The following is a 14,662-nucleotide window of genomic DNA, read 5'->3' as shown; positions in this document are numbered from 1 at the left end:
CACTTCTTCCGGCTTGTTGGATCTGCAGTCCTCTGAATGGGCTGCAGATCCAGAGTCCGGGAATGGATTCAACCATGACGGCTTTATATCAACTGGCAGCTCCCCTGCCCGAGGCCGAGCGCAATGCCAGACTCTACCGGGGTGAACTGATCGTTTTTCGTGGTGTTGATGCGATGGTCCCGTTTGCTGATCGGTTGTGCTCGTATTGCACCAACTATTTCGGTAATGACCCGACCAGAGTCCACCAATCGATGTCCTCCATCGACATTGAGCAGGCCGCCGAGGCGTTGCGCGCTGTAATCCGAAAGGACAGTGACGTGGCTCTCGCGTGGCAACAGGTGCTTTCCGCGATCAATACCGATCTGGACGAGACCTACGGCGACAGTGTGGTGATTCGTATCCAGCCACCCAGGTCAGGTACACAAGGAGAGCGAACCAAACCACTACACGCCCACCGGGATACCTGGGGCTCCAATCTGCCGGCACAGATTAATTGGTGGGCGCCGCTCTACGACACAACACCAGAACGAACCCTCGCAATTTTCCCCGGATGGTTTACGCGGATCGTCGAGAACGACAGTGCCGACTGGAATTTTCAGGAGATGGTACAGGCCCACCGAATGAACAGGACTCCCGCATACCCGCTTCTGCCAACAGCGACCAACGCACCCAGTTGGGACGACGCCCTGGTCGTCAGTCTGTTACCCGGTGATCTGCTCTGCTTTTCAGGCGCCCACCTGCATGCGAGCGTGCCCAATACAACGGAGCTGACACGGCTGTCTTTTGAGACGCGGACCGTGAATCGCAGTGATATGGCGGCAGGTTCGGGGGCGCCCAATGTCGATGGTTCAGCGCCGTTCATGACACCGCAGATTTTTCGGCATCTCAGGAGTGGGCAGAAGCTGGGGGAGCTGGTGAGAAGATAACGAAGCCCCAGCGGTATTTTCTTGGTCACACAGACAATCAGCACCTACGCTAGAAACATCACTCACGGAATACGACAAGGAGCATGATTATGATACGCCCCTCCGTGGTTCTGATCCTGGCATTCCTCATCGCTCTGTCGGCCTCGGCGGAATCTGTGACACCACGTGAAGGCTGGCGTGTCATCCCGACGGAGCAGAGCTATTCAGAACTGCTCGGTTCTGTGCGCCAGGCCGTCAAGGAAGAAGGTATGGCGGTAGTAACGGATGTCGGTCCAACCGAAGTCGCCGCCCAGCGCGGTGAAGTCATTCCCGGCAACCGGGTGCTTGGCGTGTTCCGCAATGACTTCGCGGTCCGCGCCATCCGCGCCAACGTGCCTGCCATGATAGAGGCCCCCATCCGCTTCTACGTCACTGAGGAAGAAAATGGTACAGCCACACTCTCATGGAAAACACCAAGCCATGTGTTTGCGCCCTATCTTGAGAGCGGTGGTGCTGAGCTCAAGGCGGTCGCAGAGGAGCTGGACGGTATTTTCGAAGCGATAGGCAGCACCGCAACCCAGAAATGAGGCTTTCATTTTTAGAATTCCGGGACAGATCTGTTTTGTGAGGAGGTTTCAATCCCTGTATCCACAGGCATGCGGGCGAGGCGGAGCCCTTCGAGCACACGCTCAGAACCCGGGCCCATCCAGGAGTGGCTGTTGCGCAACGCATTGATCGTGGTTTGATCGCTGTGTGCCTGCGCCATAGTGTTTTCGAGTGACGTCCGCGCATCCTCCATGCGACCGGTCAAGGCAAGCGCGGACGTCAGGGCAAAGTTCGCCAGCGAATTCCCCGGAGCATCTGTAATGGCGCGGTTCAATACTGCGATGGCCTCCGCATCCTGTCCGCTGTATAAATGCGCGAGCCCCATATAGGTATATTTCTTGAAAGGCCGGAACCCTGGATTCAGCCGAAGTGACTGACGAAAGTGTGACAAGGCCTCGGTCGGCTTTGCCAACGCCATATTGGCCAGTCCGGCACACACATAAGCACAATCGTTATTGGGGTTGATCGCCATCGCGGTGTTGCACGAAGCCAGGCCGCGCTCAGGTTGTCCATTCCGAGCATACCCCACGCCAATCATCCAATGCCCCTCCGCGTCCTTCGGATCGATCGAAACTGCCTTCTGAGCCGCTTCCAGGGACAAATCCTTAGAGGCAGGGACCGAGATGCCAGGTATGTGCCCCATGCTTGCCGCGAAATGAACGAACGCCAGTCCACTCCACGCCGACGCAATGTTGGGATCAAGCTGTACAGCCTTATCCAGGAGAGCCTTCGCGTCCTGAAAGTCCTTCGGGCCTGTAGGATTGAACAGTTTCACATTGCCTCGCAGCGCGTAATCCCAGGCTTCCAGGCTTTCCGGTGGTTGCTGTCTCCGGCTATCCGCCTCTCGTAGCTCGGCTTTGAGCACTGCGGCGATCTGTCCCGTCACATCGCTCTGTACCGAGAACACATCCGTCAAGACACGGTCGTACCGTTCCGACCAGAGGTGACTACGGGTTGCGGCATCAATGAGCTGTGCATTGATGCGGACCTGGTCGCCAGATTGACGAACACTCCCCTCAAGGATGTATCGGACGCCCAGCTCTTTTGCCACTGTCTTCACATCCACCGGCTTATTCTTGTATGTGAACGAAGTGCGGCGCGCAATAACGAAGGCGCCCCGAATACGAGACAGATCTGTAATCAGGTCTTCCGTGAAGGCGTCTGCAAAATATTCCTGACTCGGATCACCGGACAGGTTATCGAATGGCAAGACAGCAATGGAGGGCTTGGCGGGCGGTACCGGCGAGGCCTGGAAAACCCCGTTATGGTCAAGCCACCAAACAGCGCCAGACAGCATGAGGAACAGGAACAGAACAGAAAGCCCCACCAAGCTCCCGACATTGTGAGTAGGTGGCGTTTGGTTTGCCTTGGACGGGGCGCCGATTTCGTCACCTGACTCGATACACGCGGTCTCGGCCACAAACTGAAATCCCCGCTTGGGATAGGTCCGCAGGAATGTCTGGTGTTCACGATCGTCCCCCAGTGCTCTGCGAACCGCTCGGATCCTCGTGTTCAATGCGGCGTCGGAGACCACGCGCCCCGGCCAGATCTCCTCGAACAGCTCATCCTTGGAAACAATGCGGTTCCGGTTCTCGACAAGGTACTTCAGCAGACTCAAAACCTGCGGCTCAAGCGGGACAGCCGCCCCCGAATCGAGCAGCCTGGCGGCATCCGGATCAAAAACAAAGTTTCCGAAACGATAGACCATGCGTCACCACGGTGCTCACCATAAATCTTCATAAAATAGTCAACTAAATTCAGCCAATCTTCAAGCGGCCCACGCTCATTAGGAACATCATTGCCTCATACATGGCCTGGGTCGAGTCCCGGTACCAGGCTCTTATGTAATAAACCTGCAGGAGATAACACGATGAAACTCAAAGCGACATTGATTAAAACACTGGCTTACGCAGTGATCGCAGGCTTCTCGTTGACAGTCGCGGCAGAAAGCGCAATGGAGGAGGCTCTGGGTAATGGCGCCAAACAGCTCACTGCGGATGAAATTGCGGGGCGTTTGGTTGGCAACACGGGAACTTGGGTAGCGCCTTCCGGGGATAAGAAGATCGCGATTCACTACGGCGAGGATAATGTTCTCACGGGCAAGCTGCTCGGCGGAGACTGGTCCGGCAAGGGTTACTATGGCATCGTCACCAAGTTCAACGCGGCGGACGGCAGTCTGAATGGCCACTACGAGAAAATCGAAGACGGTAAAGCCTTTTAGTAAGGAGGGCCCGGTAGCAATCACTGAAGATGATGCAACTCAACGTGGTGCCTGGGCCCGCTCTGGGGACACTCGTAGCGCTCTGTGCGGATTGTCCCCGGGCATTATCTATTCTTGGTAACAACTGCGATCACCACCTACGCTAGAAACATCACTCGCGAAAAGCCCCTGGGGAAATCACCCATCATGAATTCTAACGATCTTGTCCTCTGCGTCGCTGCGTGGCCCTGGCTACTGAGGCCCTGGAAAAGGGAGACGAACCTTTTGGTTCGGTGCTGGTCGATGGCAACGGACAGGTTCGCTGGGAGGGCCATAATGAAATTTCCTGCGGACGAGCTTACTGACGAGGTGCGCGCGTTGCATCATCGGTTGCACCGGAAGGCCTGAAAAGTACTGACGGCGGCATGTCCCAACCAACTGCAAAGAGCATTTGACATGAAGCAGATACAACCCGATTTGTGGCAAACAGAGACGGAGAACCCTCTCCCAGGCCTGACGACCCATGCCTACCTGCTCACCCGGGATGACGGAAACGTACTCTTTTACAATACCAGCCATCAGCATGAGATAGACAACATGGCAGAGCTTGGTGGCGTGGCGTACCAGTTTTTGAGTCACCAGGACGAGTTGGGCGAAACGTTAAAGCTGATTCGCGAGCAATTCGGCGCCAGATTGGGCGGCCATGTGAAAGAACTGGCCAAATTCACCCCTATCTGTACTCCGGATATTCTGTTTGATAAGCGCGAAGTTCAACTGGGCAATATTGAAGTGATCCCTACCCCGGGACACACTCCGGGAAGCACCTGCTTCCTTGTGGAGTCTCCTCAAGGCAAACGCTATCTTTTCACTGGTGACACGCTATATCTGGGCAAGGATGGAACATGGCAAGCCGGGTTCATTTCCGGCTACAGTGACCGGGACACCCTGGTTGAGAGTCTGAAAATCCTCCGGTACTTCGAACCGGATGTTGTGCTCTCCAGTGCGTTTGGTGGCGATCCCGGTTTTCAGGAAATGTTGCGCACCGACTGGTGTGGCCATGTTGACCGAGCCAGGGAAAAGTTGGTTGACCAGAAGTAAAACGGAAAACCAGGCAGATTACGTTGAACAGCTTGCTGGCTGACAAGGTGTGTGCTCTGCATTACAGGCTGCACCAGAAAGGACCTATAAATCCAAATGATTGATCACCTGCCCGACTGGTTACCCACTGAGGCTTCGCAGGCCACTCTCAATATCATCTTCTTGGGCGTTATTCTGTCCGCCAGCATTTTCGCGGATACCCTCGCCTGCCGAACCAGGATTCCGCGAATCTCGATTCTGATGCTGGTAGGCATTGGCATCGCTTTCGCTCAACAAGTGTGGCCAGGTGATCAGAACGGTGATTTGCTTGGCGGACTGAGCGAGCCACTAATCCAGTTGGCACTCGTAATGGTGGCTTTTCTGTTGGGCAGTGAGTTGAAAATGGATCGGCTGCGCAATACCGGCCCGCTGATTCTGGTTGTTTCGTTGTCCGTCATTATCGGGGGTGGACTCCTGGTTGGTGCCGGTTTGCTAGTGTTGGGGTTTCCCCTTGTGGTTGCGGTTTCGCTGGCAGCCATTTCAGTAGCAACGGACCCTGCCGCTGTCAGTGAATCCGTTCGCGAGAGCGGGAGTACCGGAAAGCTACCCCGGCTGTTACTGGGCATCGTTGCTATCGATGATGGCTGGGGTATTCTCGTTTTCGGGTTGAGCATGGCAGTGCTCGGTTGGGTACTTGGCGGTGATGGCCAAATAGCCCTGTTGCATGCAATGTGGGAACTGGGAGGCGCGATCCTGATGGGGATTGCCATTGGGCTGCCAGCCGCATGGCTGACCGGTCGCCTCAGGCCGGGAGAGCCCACACAGGTGGAAGCAATCGCGTTGATATTGTTACTGGCCGGGCTCTCTTCGTTACTGGGTGTGTCCGCCCTACTGGCATCCATGATTGCCGGTAGCCTGGTAGCAACCCTGTCCCACCACCATACCCGGTCATTCCGGGAGATTGAGCACATTGAATGGCCGTTTCTTGTGTTCTTCTTTGTGTTGTCCGGAGCAAGTATTGATTTGTTCAAGGTGGACGATGCAATACTGCTGACCGTGGCCTATATCCTTCTTCGTGTGGCTGGCCGGGTGTTGGGCGGCTATCTTGCAGTGATGTTCAACCGGGTGAAACATCAGGCAGTCCCCCGGAATATTGGACTGGCGCTGACACCACAAGCGGGTATTGCGATTGGTCTGGCATTGCTGGCAGCCGAACGATTTCCAGAACACCACGACACCATTATTCCGGTGGTCGTTGCTTCCACCATAATTTTTGAGCTGATTGGGCCGGTACTTGTAAAACGGGTTCTGCGTTGATCAATGTAAGCGGCAATAACCAATCCACTAGACTCTGTGTGGGCTAGTCGCTATTTTGCTCCGAGTCATTAAGTGTTTTTTAAAAAGGTCCGGGATATGAAATTCTTGTTTGTAGCGCTATTCATTACTGCGGTGTTTCTGGTCGTCCGAATGGCACGGAAACAAGACCCGGTCAAGCAGGCCTGTGCCAATGAAATTGGCCAACTCATCCGGAAGGACAGGAACGCCAATCCGAAAGATATAGCGCAGGTGTTCATCAGACATAAAGTCTCCCGCTCGGAAACCTCAAAAGTTGGCAGACTGGTTATGCCGCAATTAATGAAAGTTGGTCTGGAACCCGATGAGGCAACAATGGTTATGCACCAGGTAAGGGAGGCCTATAACTTCGTACCTGAATCCTATACTGATTCATAGACCAAAACCTTGCACAAGGAGGATTGTGATCCGGAGCCCCATGCTGCCTTCCATGACACTGCTTGGGGCTCCGTTTGAACCCGGCATCAAACTCATCCCGGGCGGATGTTCTGATTCACCCGGAAGAAGTTATCCGGATCGTACCTGGTCTTGATCCGCGCCAGTCTCGGGTAATTGGGTCCATAGGTGGCCTGCACCCTTTCGTCCCCCTCTTCCATCATGAAATTGATGTAGGCGCCGCTGGCGTTGTAGGGGTGAACCGCCTCCCAGTAATCACGTGCCCACCGGGTGATGGCTTCCGCATTCTTCGGCTCGGGATCAATTCCGGCAATGACCATGGACCAGTTCGCGTCACGGCAGCTCCACGCCATGGCGTTGCTGTCGGTATCGTGGACCGCGCCGTTGATCGGGTACAGGTGCATCAATGACAGACCGTCCGGTATTCTCGAGGCATGCTCAATATGAACGTCGATGGCCTCGTCGGGCAGTTCTTTCACGAAGTCACCCTTCCAGTACCATTGCAACCCTTTGGGCAGGATGGGATCGAAGGCGGACTGCCACATGGGAAACGGCATCTGCGTCATTCCGTCCAACAGAGGTTCCGGCAGCGCCTCACGTACCGGCCGCATCGCTTCAATGCCCTCCTCCTCCGTGCCGTTATAGCAGGTCATGAGGGCAACAATGGGCCGGCCCCAGAGAGCCTCGGGGAACAGTTCTACCTTCGGTACCCGTTTAAGCCCCAGGAACATCCCCATTTCCCGCGGAGCTGTGGGCAGGAAGTCGCGATACCAAGCCATAATCCGTCGGGCGTCGGCCAGGTCCCAGAAGATCGGATCGACGTAGACGCCTTTCATCCGGGACAGGTCGATCAGCAGCCCGTCATTGCAACTGCCCAGTCCGGGGCCGTTATGGCCGCATCCACGCAGCGCAACAAGCAGGCCCTGGTCGCGCCCGAAACACACGACCGTGACCACGTCTGCCGTATCGCAACAGCGGGCGATGAGTCGGGGGCGTTTGTCGATCATGCCGTTGTAGAGGGCGCGGACATCGTCATATTCGGCATCACCGGGCTCCAGAACGTCGCCCCGGAATGTGCCATTCAGTTGATTGATGGCTTCGGTATCCATGATGATCACCTCTCAGGTCACCGGTAATATACAGTGCCCGGCCAACTGCGGCTGGCCTCAATGATCACGCTACGCGCAGCCCCAACGATCGGCATGAGGCAGTTGTCCCGAATGGTTTGATGAAATGACCTTAAGCGGGACAGTTGCCCTAGTGGTTGCCAAATCCCGCTTCCCTGGCCCTGACAATCAGTTGGGCCCGGGTGGTAATGTCCAGCTTGCTGCAGATGTTACTGACATGATTGCACGCCGTTTTGGCGTAGGTGTTATACAGCACAAGCCTACTGACCCGCTCGGGGTGGCGAGCGGCATACGCTGCAGCGACCGCTCCTCCCTGGCAAATACCCAGCAGTGGAAATCGTCGCCATCCCAGGGCATTGGCCACGGCTTCCCCAGTTTCAGTTCGCTTATCAACACATTCACTCAACTGGGGAGTTTTGATTCATCAGCGTCAGCATTAACCCAGCATCCTCCAGTACAACGACTTCCGGATTTCCTCTGGCAAACCAACCACAACAGGAGTAATTTCGGGGTTAGTAAGCTGCGCATGCAAGGCCAGTAACTGGCAGTATGTATTCAGTCCCTGACCGGTGTATGACATGCCGGCTCCAATAGCAAAACGGTTCACTGGAGTCCTGTCATGAATACAACGTCTCGCTTTGTACTTTTTGCCGCTGCTCTGAGCCTTACCCTTCCCCTTTCGGCACATCAGGAAGCGGCAAACGGTGGCTATTCCGATAGCGCCGGGGATGCGATAGGCACCGTTAACTTTCAAGCCGACTGTCTCGACGATGTGCGTGCAGGTGTCGACCACGCACTGGGAATGATGCATCACATGATGTACACCCGGGCCCGGGCCGAATTCGAGGCCATTACTCAAGCCGATCCCGACTGTGCCCTGGCCCATTGGGGCATCGCCACGACTCTGTTCCAGCCGTTATGGGGAACCACGCCGAGTGCGGGGGATATCACTCAGGGTCGCCAGGCGATCCAGAAAGCCCGTGACACCGTTGAAGATGAGCGGGAACGGCTTCTGATCGACGCCACTGCTGCCTTTTTCGAGCCCGACACCGACCAGCTCCGGGAGCGTCTGACCGGATGGATTGAGGGCATGGACAGAGCTTACCAAGCCTTCCCCGATGATCTTGATATCGCCGCGCTTTATGCATTGTCACGCCTGACATTGGCGCTGTCCGCCGAAGATCGGAAAGCGCTGCACAATGAGGCAGAAAAGGTACTGCGCGAGGCCTGGGAATCCGAGCCCACCCATCCAGGGGCCGTTCATTACACCATCCACGCCACCGATGCCGATGGTCGCGCTGCAAACGCGACTGAAATTGTGGATTCGTATGCGGACATTGCCCCCAGCGTTCCTCATGCCCTGCATATGCCGTCACACATTTATGTACGGCTTGGTGACTGGCCGCAGATGATTGACTGGAACCAGCGGTCCGCAAAGGTGGCGGTTGAACACAAGGTCGATGGCGCTACATCGTTCCACTACATTCACGCACTCGACTATCTGGTCTATGGTCATCTCCAACGCGGTGAAAACAACGCGGCCCGGAGTGTCTGGGAATCTGCCCAGGCCAACGGACCACACCAGGGAAATTTCCCAGGAGCATTTCACCTGGCTTCCATCCCGGCAAGGTTGGCCGTTGAAACACGGGACTGGCAAGCCGCCGCCGCTATTACCCCACGTGCCGTCGACTATATCGACTGGGACAAGTTCCCCTGGCCCGAGGGTCTGAGCTGGTTTGCCCGTGGACTGGGAGCCGTCCACACCGGTGACCTGGAGACCGCCCGGGAAGCCGAACAGCGGTTGGAAACACTGGCGGAAAATGCCAAGTCCGCCGCCGATCAGCGTTTCTCAACTTACATTGAGGTGGATCGCCGGATTCTCGCCGGCTGGATTGCACATGCTGAAGGAGAACCTGAGCGCGCCGTCGAACTGATGCGTTCCGCCGGTAAACTGGAAGCCACTGTCGAAAAGCATCCGGTCACCCCGGGCGCCCTGCAGCCGCCCTACGAAGCCCTTGGCGACTTGCTGCTTGCCCTGGATCGCCCGGCCGAGGCTCTGGCCGCTTACCAGCAGTCCAATCGCATCTGGCCGCAACGACACAATACTCTGGAAGGGGCAGCCCGTGCGACCAAAGCATCCGGAGACACCGAGTCCGCTGCGGGAACCGAGCGTGACTCGATCAATCTAACAGAAGTACTGGCAGGAAGGTCTTAGATCCCTGGGAATGAGAGGAGACATCCCATGAGTCATTTAAGCGATCGGGAACTTGAAAAAGTGGCGGAGGCTTACGAGCAATTGCTGGGCCCCGCATTGTTTGAACCCTGGGCGGACCGGTTGGCGGATGCCGCTGAGATTCAGCCCGGCCACCGTGTGCTGGACGTTGCCTGTGGCACGGGCATTCTGACCCGAGCGGTTGCCTCACGGGTTGCCGACACTGGCGCCGTCTCGGGTGTCGACATCAACCCCGGCATGCTGGCTGTCGCCAGGCGTCACTCGCCGGGAATCGAGCTGCACCAAGGCCCTGCTGAGGCGTTACCCTTCGACAATGACCAGTTCGATGCCGTGGTCAGTCAGTTCGGGCTGACGTTCTTCTCAGAACCGGACACCGCACTCCGCGAGATGAAGCGTGTGCTAAAACCCGGCGGTCACCTGGCGTTGGCGGTTTTTGATTCTCTCGACAAACTGCCGGCCTACGCGACCCTGGCAAGCATCTATGAGCGCCTTATCGACCCGGGGGTGGGCAAGGCACTTCAGCGCCCCTTCTCGATGGGCGATACCGACCGACTTGCCTTGCTGCTGCACGAGGCGGATATCCCTGCCCCGGTGATCCTGACCCATGAAGGCACGGCACATTTTGATAGCATCAGGAACATGGTGCTTGCGGATGTCAGGGGCTGGTTCCCCTTCGCAGGCATTGAACTGGGCGAGAGCGCAATTGAAGCCGTGGTGCATGAAGCAAGCAAGGAATTGGCGGCATTTCAGACCTCGCACGGAGGTGTGGAATTTAAGGTGCCCGTTCATTTTATCACTGCAACGAAAGCCTGAGCCGCCGGGTGGAACATAGGACCTGCCGGTGCCGGTGGGTCTTATGTTCCCGGAAGTCCTGTGATCGTCTTTTAAGGGAGTAAAAGCAATGTACGATCGAGCGAAGAAGCTTGTGCGTAGCTTCGAGAAAATTCCTGCCGTCAATAATGCACTGAACCGACGTTATGCTAAAGAGTTCGCTACTGCCACGAATGTAAACTGGTTTAAGGGCGTTTACCCCGATTTTGCAACTGCGAGTGCGGATGCACCCGCCAGTAAGCCGCTTGGTTACGACAACGAAGCCCCCGCCTCTGCTGAAATGTATCGGTTTCGTATGCAGGCGATTTCCCCCTGTGATTATCCGGTCGCGTTCTGGCTTAACAGGTTGATGCAACCCAATCAGAAGCTGATTGACTTCGGCGGCCACGTTGGGGTGTTGTATTACGCCCTCACCAGGTATCTCACCTTCCCGGAGCCATTCGAATGGGAGATATACGATGTTCCGGCCGTCATCAGGGAAGCCCGGAAATTTGCCGCTACCAACGGCAATTCCGCCCAGTTGAGGTTTTCTGAAGATTTAACCCTGTCAGCTCCAAGTGACTGGGTGTTGTTCTCCGGCTCACTGCAATACGTAGAAGATTCGTTAAGTTCGATTATCGGTCAGTTACGGGCCAGGCCAACCTACGTATTGATTAACATGCTGCCCGTCCATCCGGAAAAAAGCTACGTTACACTGCAAAACATCAGCACTGCGATATGCCCCTACAAAATCCACAGCGCAAGTGAACTGTTAGAGGAGATCGAGAAGCTCGACGGTGAAGTGATTGACCAGTGGAAGAATGCGGACAAGGCATGCCAGATTCCATACCACCCAGACCATTCTCTGGATTATTACTACGGTATGTTGGTACGACTAAACCGGGCACAATAATGTAAGGGCTCACAACTCAGGGGCCGCTCAAGTCACAACTAACCAGGCCCCAACGGCAATGAGCACCATGCCAAGACCATAGTCCAGCCAGTTGCCGGCGGGGATGGTTTTCTCGATCAGGACATAGACCGCCAGCCCAGCGATCCAGTAAAGGTTCATTACTCCGCCAAAGAACAACAGCAGCATCAGCACCCAGCAGCAACCCAGGCAAAAAATGCCGTGTTGCAGGCCCATGATGAACGCCCCAAGGGTGCCCGGTCGCCAGTGAGTAGCTATGTACATGGCCGGCATTCGGCAATGCCGAAGGCAGGCCTGTTTAAGGGGAGTGAGTTGATAAATCCCGGCAGCCATCAATATCCCGGCGCCCAGAAGCTGGCTGGTTAACGCCATGTCCGCCAGCAAGCCGGCCTGTTTTATTCCCCAGTGCAATATCGTCGCCAGCAAACTGAATCCGGCCCAGGCCAGCAGGTAGCTTGCCGTGAACAATGTCGTCGGCACGTAAGGGTTGCCACTTTTGCGCTGCTTACGGTTAACAGCGGCGAACAGAAGGATCATCGGGGTCGCGCCCGGCAGCATCATCGCGATCATCATAATCCACCACATGAGGAACATGATCACAGCGTAGCCGGGTGACCAGTCGGTTGACGCCATGGCAGACATATCCATACCTGCGCCGGCTAGCAGATAGCTCCAACTGGCCACAATTACAGCAGTGAGTAACGCCAGCACGACCCAGCGGTCTTTGTGAAGCAGGCGCTCTATGCCTGGATCAGATTTAACATGAATTTCCATTACAGGCTTGTAACTCCGATCTGGAACACTATTCTTAAGTATAGGTAGTAACCGAGGTATACAACGTTTTGCCTTTCGATTCGTCAAACACTTGCGAGGAATTCACTCCGTACTCCCCCAATCCCTACAAGCAAGGAGGAGCAATCATGCGAACGCTAAAATCAGCCGCATTGCTTTGCGCACTATCCGTCCCCGCATTCGCCCAGGCGGACTGTGGGGAAGTATCCATCACTGAGATGAACTGGGCTTCCAATACAGTGGTGACCAGCGTTGCCAAGTTCATTATGGAACAGGGTTATGGCTGCGATGTGACGGTCGTCCCCTCTGACACCATACCTGCAGTGACGTCGGTAGCCGAAAACGGCGAGCCAGACATCGTCACCGAGCTCTGGCTGAACTCTGCCGGTGAGGCCTACCTGAAGCTCGAAGAACAGGGCAAGGTAGAGCGTCTCGGTAAAGTGCTGGACCCGGGTGGCGTCGAGGGTTGGTGGATTCCCACCTACCTGGCGGAAAAATACCCGGAACTGACCACCATCGAAGGCGTCATGGCAAACCCTGAACTGGTAGGCAACCGCTTTAATAACTGCCCGAGCGGCTGGGGCTGCCGTGTGGTCAGTGACAACCTGATCCGCGCACTTGACCTGGAAGCCTCCGGTATTGAGGTGTTCAATCACGGTTCCGGCGAGACCCTGGCCTCTTCCATGGCATCTGCCGTGCAGGACGAGGAACCCTGGTTCGGCTACTACTGGGGCCCCACCGTTCCGCTCGGTAAGTTCGACATGACCCGAGTCAAGCTGGGTGACTACGATCCGGAAATCCACACCCGCAATCAGACTCCGGATGTCGATAATCCCGGTGTATCCGAGTTTCCGGCGGCGCCGGTGCTGACGTCCGTCACCACCAGCTTCAAGGAGCGTGAACCGGAAGTGGCCGAGATGCTCAGTAAGCTGACATTCAAGACCGACACCATGAGTGCGCTGCTGGCGTGGATGGATAAAAGCAACGCCTCCGCGGAAGAAGCGGCGGTTTACTTCCTGAACAACAACAGTGACGAATGGTCCGGTTGGCTGAATGAATCCGCGAGGGAACGCCTTGCTGCTGTACTGGAATAATAACCGGACCTGGCGGACAGAGCCGGAACGCCGGCTTTGTCCGTTCCGGCAGCCCGGTGCAGCACCACAATCCTGACTACTCAGGGGAAACTGAACCCAGATGGCTACCTACGATTTTCTGTTTTCATCGCTGGGACTTGAAGAGTGGTGCGCAGAAGATACAAGCGATACCCCCTTATCCATGGCGGATTTGCTGAGAAAAACCCAAGGTACGGAGGCTGAACCTGACTCCCTCTGGGAGCTGCCCTTCCCTTCAATGGACGCGTTCCATGAGTCCTGCGCTTCCTTTCCACAATCAAGGGACCTGACCAAGGGGCTAGAGCAAGGCTTTCTGGACATCAAGGACAACCTGAGCGTCGTGCTGGACCCGCTGACGCAACCCCTGAGCTGGTTCCTCGACGGCGCCCTTTACGCCATACTCAACACCCCCTGGTGGATAGTCATACCGCTACTGCTGGCGGTGGTGTTTGTGGTTTCCAAGTCCTGGAAGCTGGTGGTCTTTGTCGGTATCAGTCTGGCTCTGCTGGCGTTTATCGACTATTACGAATACGCGATGCAGACACTGGCCATTATTTTTGTCTGCGCCTTCCTGTGCGTACTGTTCGGTGTGCCCATCGGCATCGCCATGTCCCGCAGTGACATGATGCAGCGGCTGACCATTCCCGTGCTGGACATGCTGCAGACGCTGCCACCCTTTGTGTACCTGATTCCGCTGATCTTCCTGTTCAGCGTGACCGAATCCAAACTGTACGGAATTGCCATCATTCTTTACGCCATAGTGCCGGTGATTCGTCTCACTAATCTCGGCATCCGCCTGGTGGACAAAGATGTGATTGAGGCCGCTGATGCCTTTGGCATGACGAGCCGGCAGAAACTCTACAAGGTCCAGATCCCGCTGGCATTACCCAATATTATGGCAGGCGTGAACCAGACCATCATGATGAGCCTGGCGATGGTGGTCATCGCCTCCCTGGTATCGGCTCCCGGCCTCGGCGTACTGGTACTGCAGGGCATCCGCAACCTCGAGCTTGGTGTCGGGCTTGTGGCAGGCCTCGGTATCGTGATACTGGCAGTGATCCTTGATCGGGTGACCAAGGCATCGCTGGCACGCATTAACGCTGCACAGAAACAGTAAGGG

At 56.1% G+C, this 14,662-nt stretch carries 15 protein-coding genes; 11 read left to right on the top strand and 4 right to left on the bottom strand.

The window, feature by feature from the left end; all coding sequences use genetic code 11:
* Window positions 1–74: 74 nt before the first annotated feature.
* Window positions 75–926 (top strand): hypothetical protein, encoded by an 852-nt coding sequence (locus EHN06_RS08720; protein WP_127332023.1) that lies wholly within the window; start codon window positions 75–77, stop codon window positions 924–926.
* Window positions 927–1,015: 89 nt separating this feature from the next.
* Complete coding sequence (locus EHN06_RS08715; RefSeq protein ID WP_206075742.1) at window positions 1,016–1,492, top strand: DUF302 domain-containing protein; 477 nt, start codon at window positions 1,016–1,018, stop codon at window positions 1,490–1,492.
* 11 nt (window positions 1,493–1,503) lie between these two features.
* On the opposite strand, the gene EHN06_RS08710 is transcribed toward EHN06_RS08715, so the two are convergent.
* Window positions 1,504–3,219 (bottom strand): winged helix-turn-helix domain-containing tetratricopeptide repeat protein, encoded by a 1,716-nt coding sequence (locus tag EHN06_RS08710; protein ID WP_127332019.1) that lies wholly within the window; start codon window positions 3,217–3,219, stop codon window positions 1,504–1,506.
* 162 nt (window positions 3,220–3,381) lie between these two features.
* Here EHN06_RS08710 and EHN06_RS08705 point away from each other — a divergent pair, with 162 nt between their 5' ends.
* From EHN06_RS08705 to EHN06_RS08685, 4 genes are all read left to right on the top strand, one after another.
* Window positions 3,382–3,732, top strand: coding sequence for a hypothetical protein (locus tag EHN06_RS08705; RefSeq protein WP_127332017.1), 351 nt, complete (start codon window positions 3,382–3,384; stop codon window positions 3,730–3,732).
* Window positions 3,733–4,167: 435 nt separating this feature from the next.
* Window positions 4,168–4,809: an MBL fold metallo-hydrolase gene (locus EHN06_RS08695; protein WP_127332015.1), complete on the top strand. Its 642-nt coding sequence runs from the start codon at window positions 4,168–4,170 to the stop codon at window positions 4,807–4,809.
* A gap of 96 nt (window positions 4,810–4,905) precedes the next feature.
* Window positions 4,906–6,105, top strand: coding sequence for a cation:proton antiporter (locus EHN06_RS08690; RefSeq protein ID WP_127332013.1), 1,200 nt, complete (start codon window positions 4,906–4,908; stop codon window positions 6,103–6,105).
* Between the two features lie 96 nt (window positions 6,106–6,201).
* Window positions 6,202–6,519, top strand: a complete 318-nt coding sequence (locus tag EHN06_RS08685) for a hypothetical protein (RefSeq protein WP_127332011.1) — start codon at window positions 6,202–6,204, stop codon at window positions 6,517–6,519.
* Between the two features lie 92 nt (window positions 6,520–6,611).
* On the opposite strand, the gene EHN06_RS08680 is transcribed toward EHN06_RS08685, so the two are convergent.
* A complete protein-coding gene (locus tag EHN06_RS08680; protein WP_127332009.1) occupies window positions 6,612–7,646 on the bottom strand; it encodes an FAD-dependent oxidoreductase in 1,035 nt (344 codons plus the stop codon).
* Window positions 7,647–7,794: 148 nt separating this feature from the next.
* On the bottom strand, window positions 7,795–8,028 hold the full coding sequence (locus EHN06_RS08675) for an alpha/beta fold hydrolase (RefSeq protein ID WP_206075741.1): 234 nt from the start codon (window positions 8,026–8,028) through the stop codon (window positions 7,795–7,797).
* Between the two features lie 255 nt (window positions 8,029–8,283).
* On the opposite strand from EHN06_RS08675, the gene EHN06_RS08670 reads away from it, so the two are divergent.
* The 3 genes from EHN06_RS08670 (at window position 8,284) to EHN06_RS08660 (ending at window position 11,620) form a co-directional block, all read left to right on the top strand.
* Complete coding sequence (locus tag EHN06_RS08670) at window positions 8,284–9,879, top strand: tetratricopeptide repeat protein (protein WP_127332005.1); 1,596 nt, start codon at window positions 8,284–8,286, stop codon at window positions 9,877–9,879.
* A 27-nt stretch (window positions 9,880–9,906) separates the two neighbouring features.
* On the top strand, window positions 9,907–10,710 hold the full coding sequence (locus EHN06_RS08665) for a methyltransferase domain-containing protein (RefSeq protein WP_127332003.1): 804 nt from the start codon (window positions 9,907–9,909) through the stop codon (window positions 10,708–10,710).
* A gap of 88 nt (window positions 10,711–10,798) precedes the next feature.
* On the top strand, window positions 10,799–11,620 hold the full coding sequence (locus EHN06_RS08660; protein ID WP_127332001.1) for a methyltransferase, TIGR04325 family: 822 nt from the start codon (window positions 10,799–10,801) through the stop codon (window positions 11,618–11,620).
* A gap of 27 nt (window positions 11,621–11,647) precedes the next feature.
* Here the strand turns inward: EHN06_RS08660 and EHN06_RS08655 are convergent, their stop codons facing one another.
* Window positions 11,648–12,412, bottom strand: coding sequence for a DUF2182 domain-containing protein (locus tag EHN06_RS08655; RefSeq protein WP_127331999.1), 765 nt, complete (start codon window positions 12,410–12,412; stop codon window positions 11,648–11,650).
* 146 nt (window positions 12,413–12,558) lie between these two features.
* On the opposite strand from EHN06_RS08655, the gene EHN06_RS08650 reads away from it, so the two are divergent.
* Both EHN06_RS08650 and EHN06_RS08645 read left to right on the top strand, forming a co-directional pair.
* Window positions 12,559–13,524: an ABC transporter substrate-binding protein gene (locus EHN06_RS08650; RefSeq protein WP_127331997.1), complete on the top strand. Its 966-nt coding sequence runs from the start codon at window positions 12,559–12,561 to the stop codon at window positions 13,522–13,524.
* Window positions 13,525–13,624: 100 nt separating this feature from the next.
* Window positions 13,625–14,659, top strand: a complete 1,035-nt coding sequence (locus EHN06_RS08645) for an ABC transporter permease (protein WP_127331995.1) — start codon at window positions 13,625–13,627, stop codon at window positions 14,657–14,659.
* Window positions 14,660–14,662 lie beyond the last annotated feature (3 nt).

The organism is Marinobacter sp. NP-4(2019), from assembly GCF_003994855.1.
Lineage (GTDB): Bacteria > Pseudomonadota > Gammaproteobacteria > Pseudomonadales > Oleiphilaceae > Marinobacter.
The sequence above is the reverse complement of the archived record's forward strand: the minus strand, read 5'-3'. Positions and strand labels throughout refer to the sequence as shown.

Bases quoted from the DNA above. Each gene is read 5' to 3' on its own strand.
- EHN06_RS08695 (WP_127332015.1), top strand. From the start codon at position 4,168: ATGAAGCAGATACAACCCGATTTGTGGCAAACAGAGACGGAGAACCCT.
- EHN06_RS08710 (WP_127332019.1), bottom strand. From the start codon at position 3,219: ATGGTCTATCGTTTCGGAAACTTTGTTTTTGATCCGGATGCCGCCAGG.
- EHN06_RS08690 (WP_127332013.1), top strand. From the start codon at position 4,906: ATGATTGATCACCTGCCCGACTGGTTACCCACTGAGGCTTCGCAGGCC.
- EHN06_RS08645 (WP_127331995.1), top strand. From the start codon at position 13,625: ATGGCTACCTACGATTTTCTGTTTTCATCGCTGGGACTTGAAGAGTGG.
- EHN06_RS08720 (WP_127332023.1), top strand. From the start codon at position 75: ATGACGGCTTTATATCAACTGGCAGCTCCCCTGCCCGAGGCCGAGCGC.
- EHN06_RS08660 (WP_127332001.1), top strand. From the start codon at position 10,799: ATGTACGATCGAGCGAAGAAGCTTGTGCGTAGCTTCGAGAAAATTCCT.
- EHN06_RS08670 (WP_127332005.1), top strand. From the start codon at position 8,284: ATGAATACAACGTCTCGCTTTGTACTTTTTGCCGCTGCTCTGAGCCTT.
- EHN06_RS08680 (WP_127332009.1), bottom strand. From the start codon at position 7,646: ATGGATACCGAAGCCATCAATCAACTGAATGGCACATTCCGGGGCGAC.
- EHN06_RS08650 (WP_127331997.1), top strand. From the start codon at position 12,559: ATGCGAACGCTAAAATCAGCCGCATTGCTTTGCGCACTATCCGTCCCC.
- EHN06_RS08685 (WP_127332011.1), top strand. From the start codon at position 6,202: ATGAAATTCTTGTTTGTAGCGCTATTCATTACTGCGGTGTTTCTGGTC.
- EHN06_RS08705 (WP_127332017.1), top strand. From the start codon at position 3,382: ATGAAACTCAAAGCGACATTGATTAAAACACTGGCTTACGCAGTGATC.
- EHN06_RS08655 (WP_127331999.1), bottom strand. From the start codon at position 12,412: ATGGAAATTCATGTTAAATCTGATCCAGGCATAGAGCGCCTGCTTCAC.
- EHN06_RS08665 (WP_127332003.1), top strand. From the start codon at position 9,907: ATGAGTCATTTAAGCGATCGGGAACTTGAAAAAGTGGCGGAGGCTTAC.
- EHN06_RS08715 (WP_206075742.1), top strand. From the start codon at position 1,016: ATGATACGCCCCTCCGTGGTTCTGATCCTGGCATTCCTCATCGCTCTG.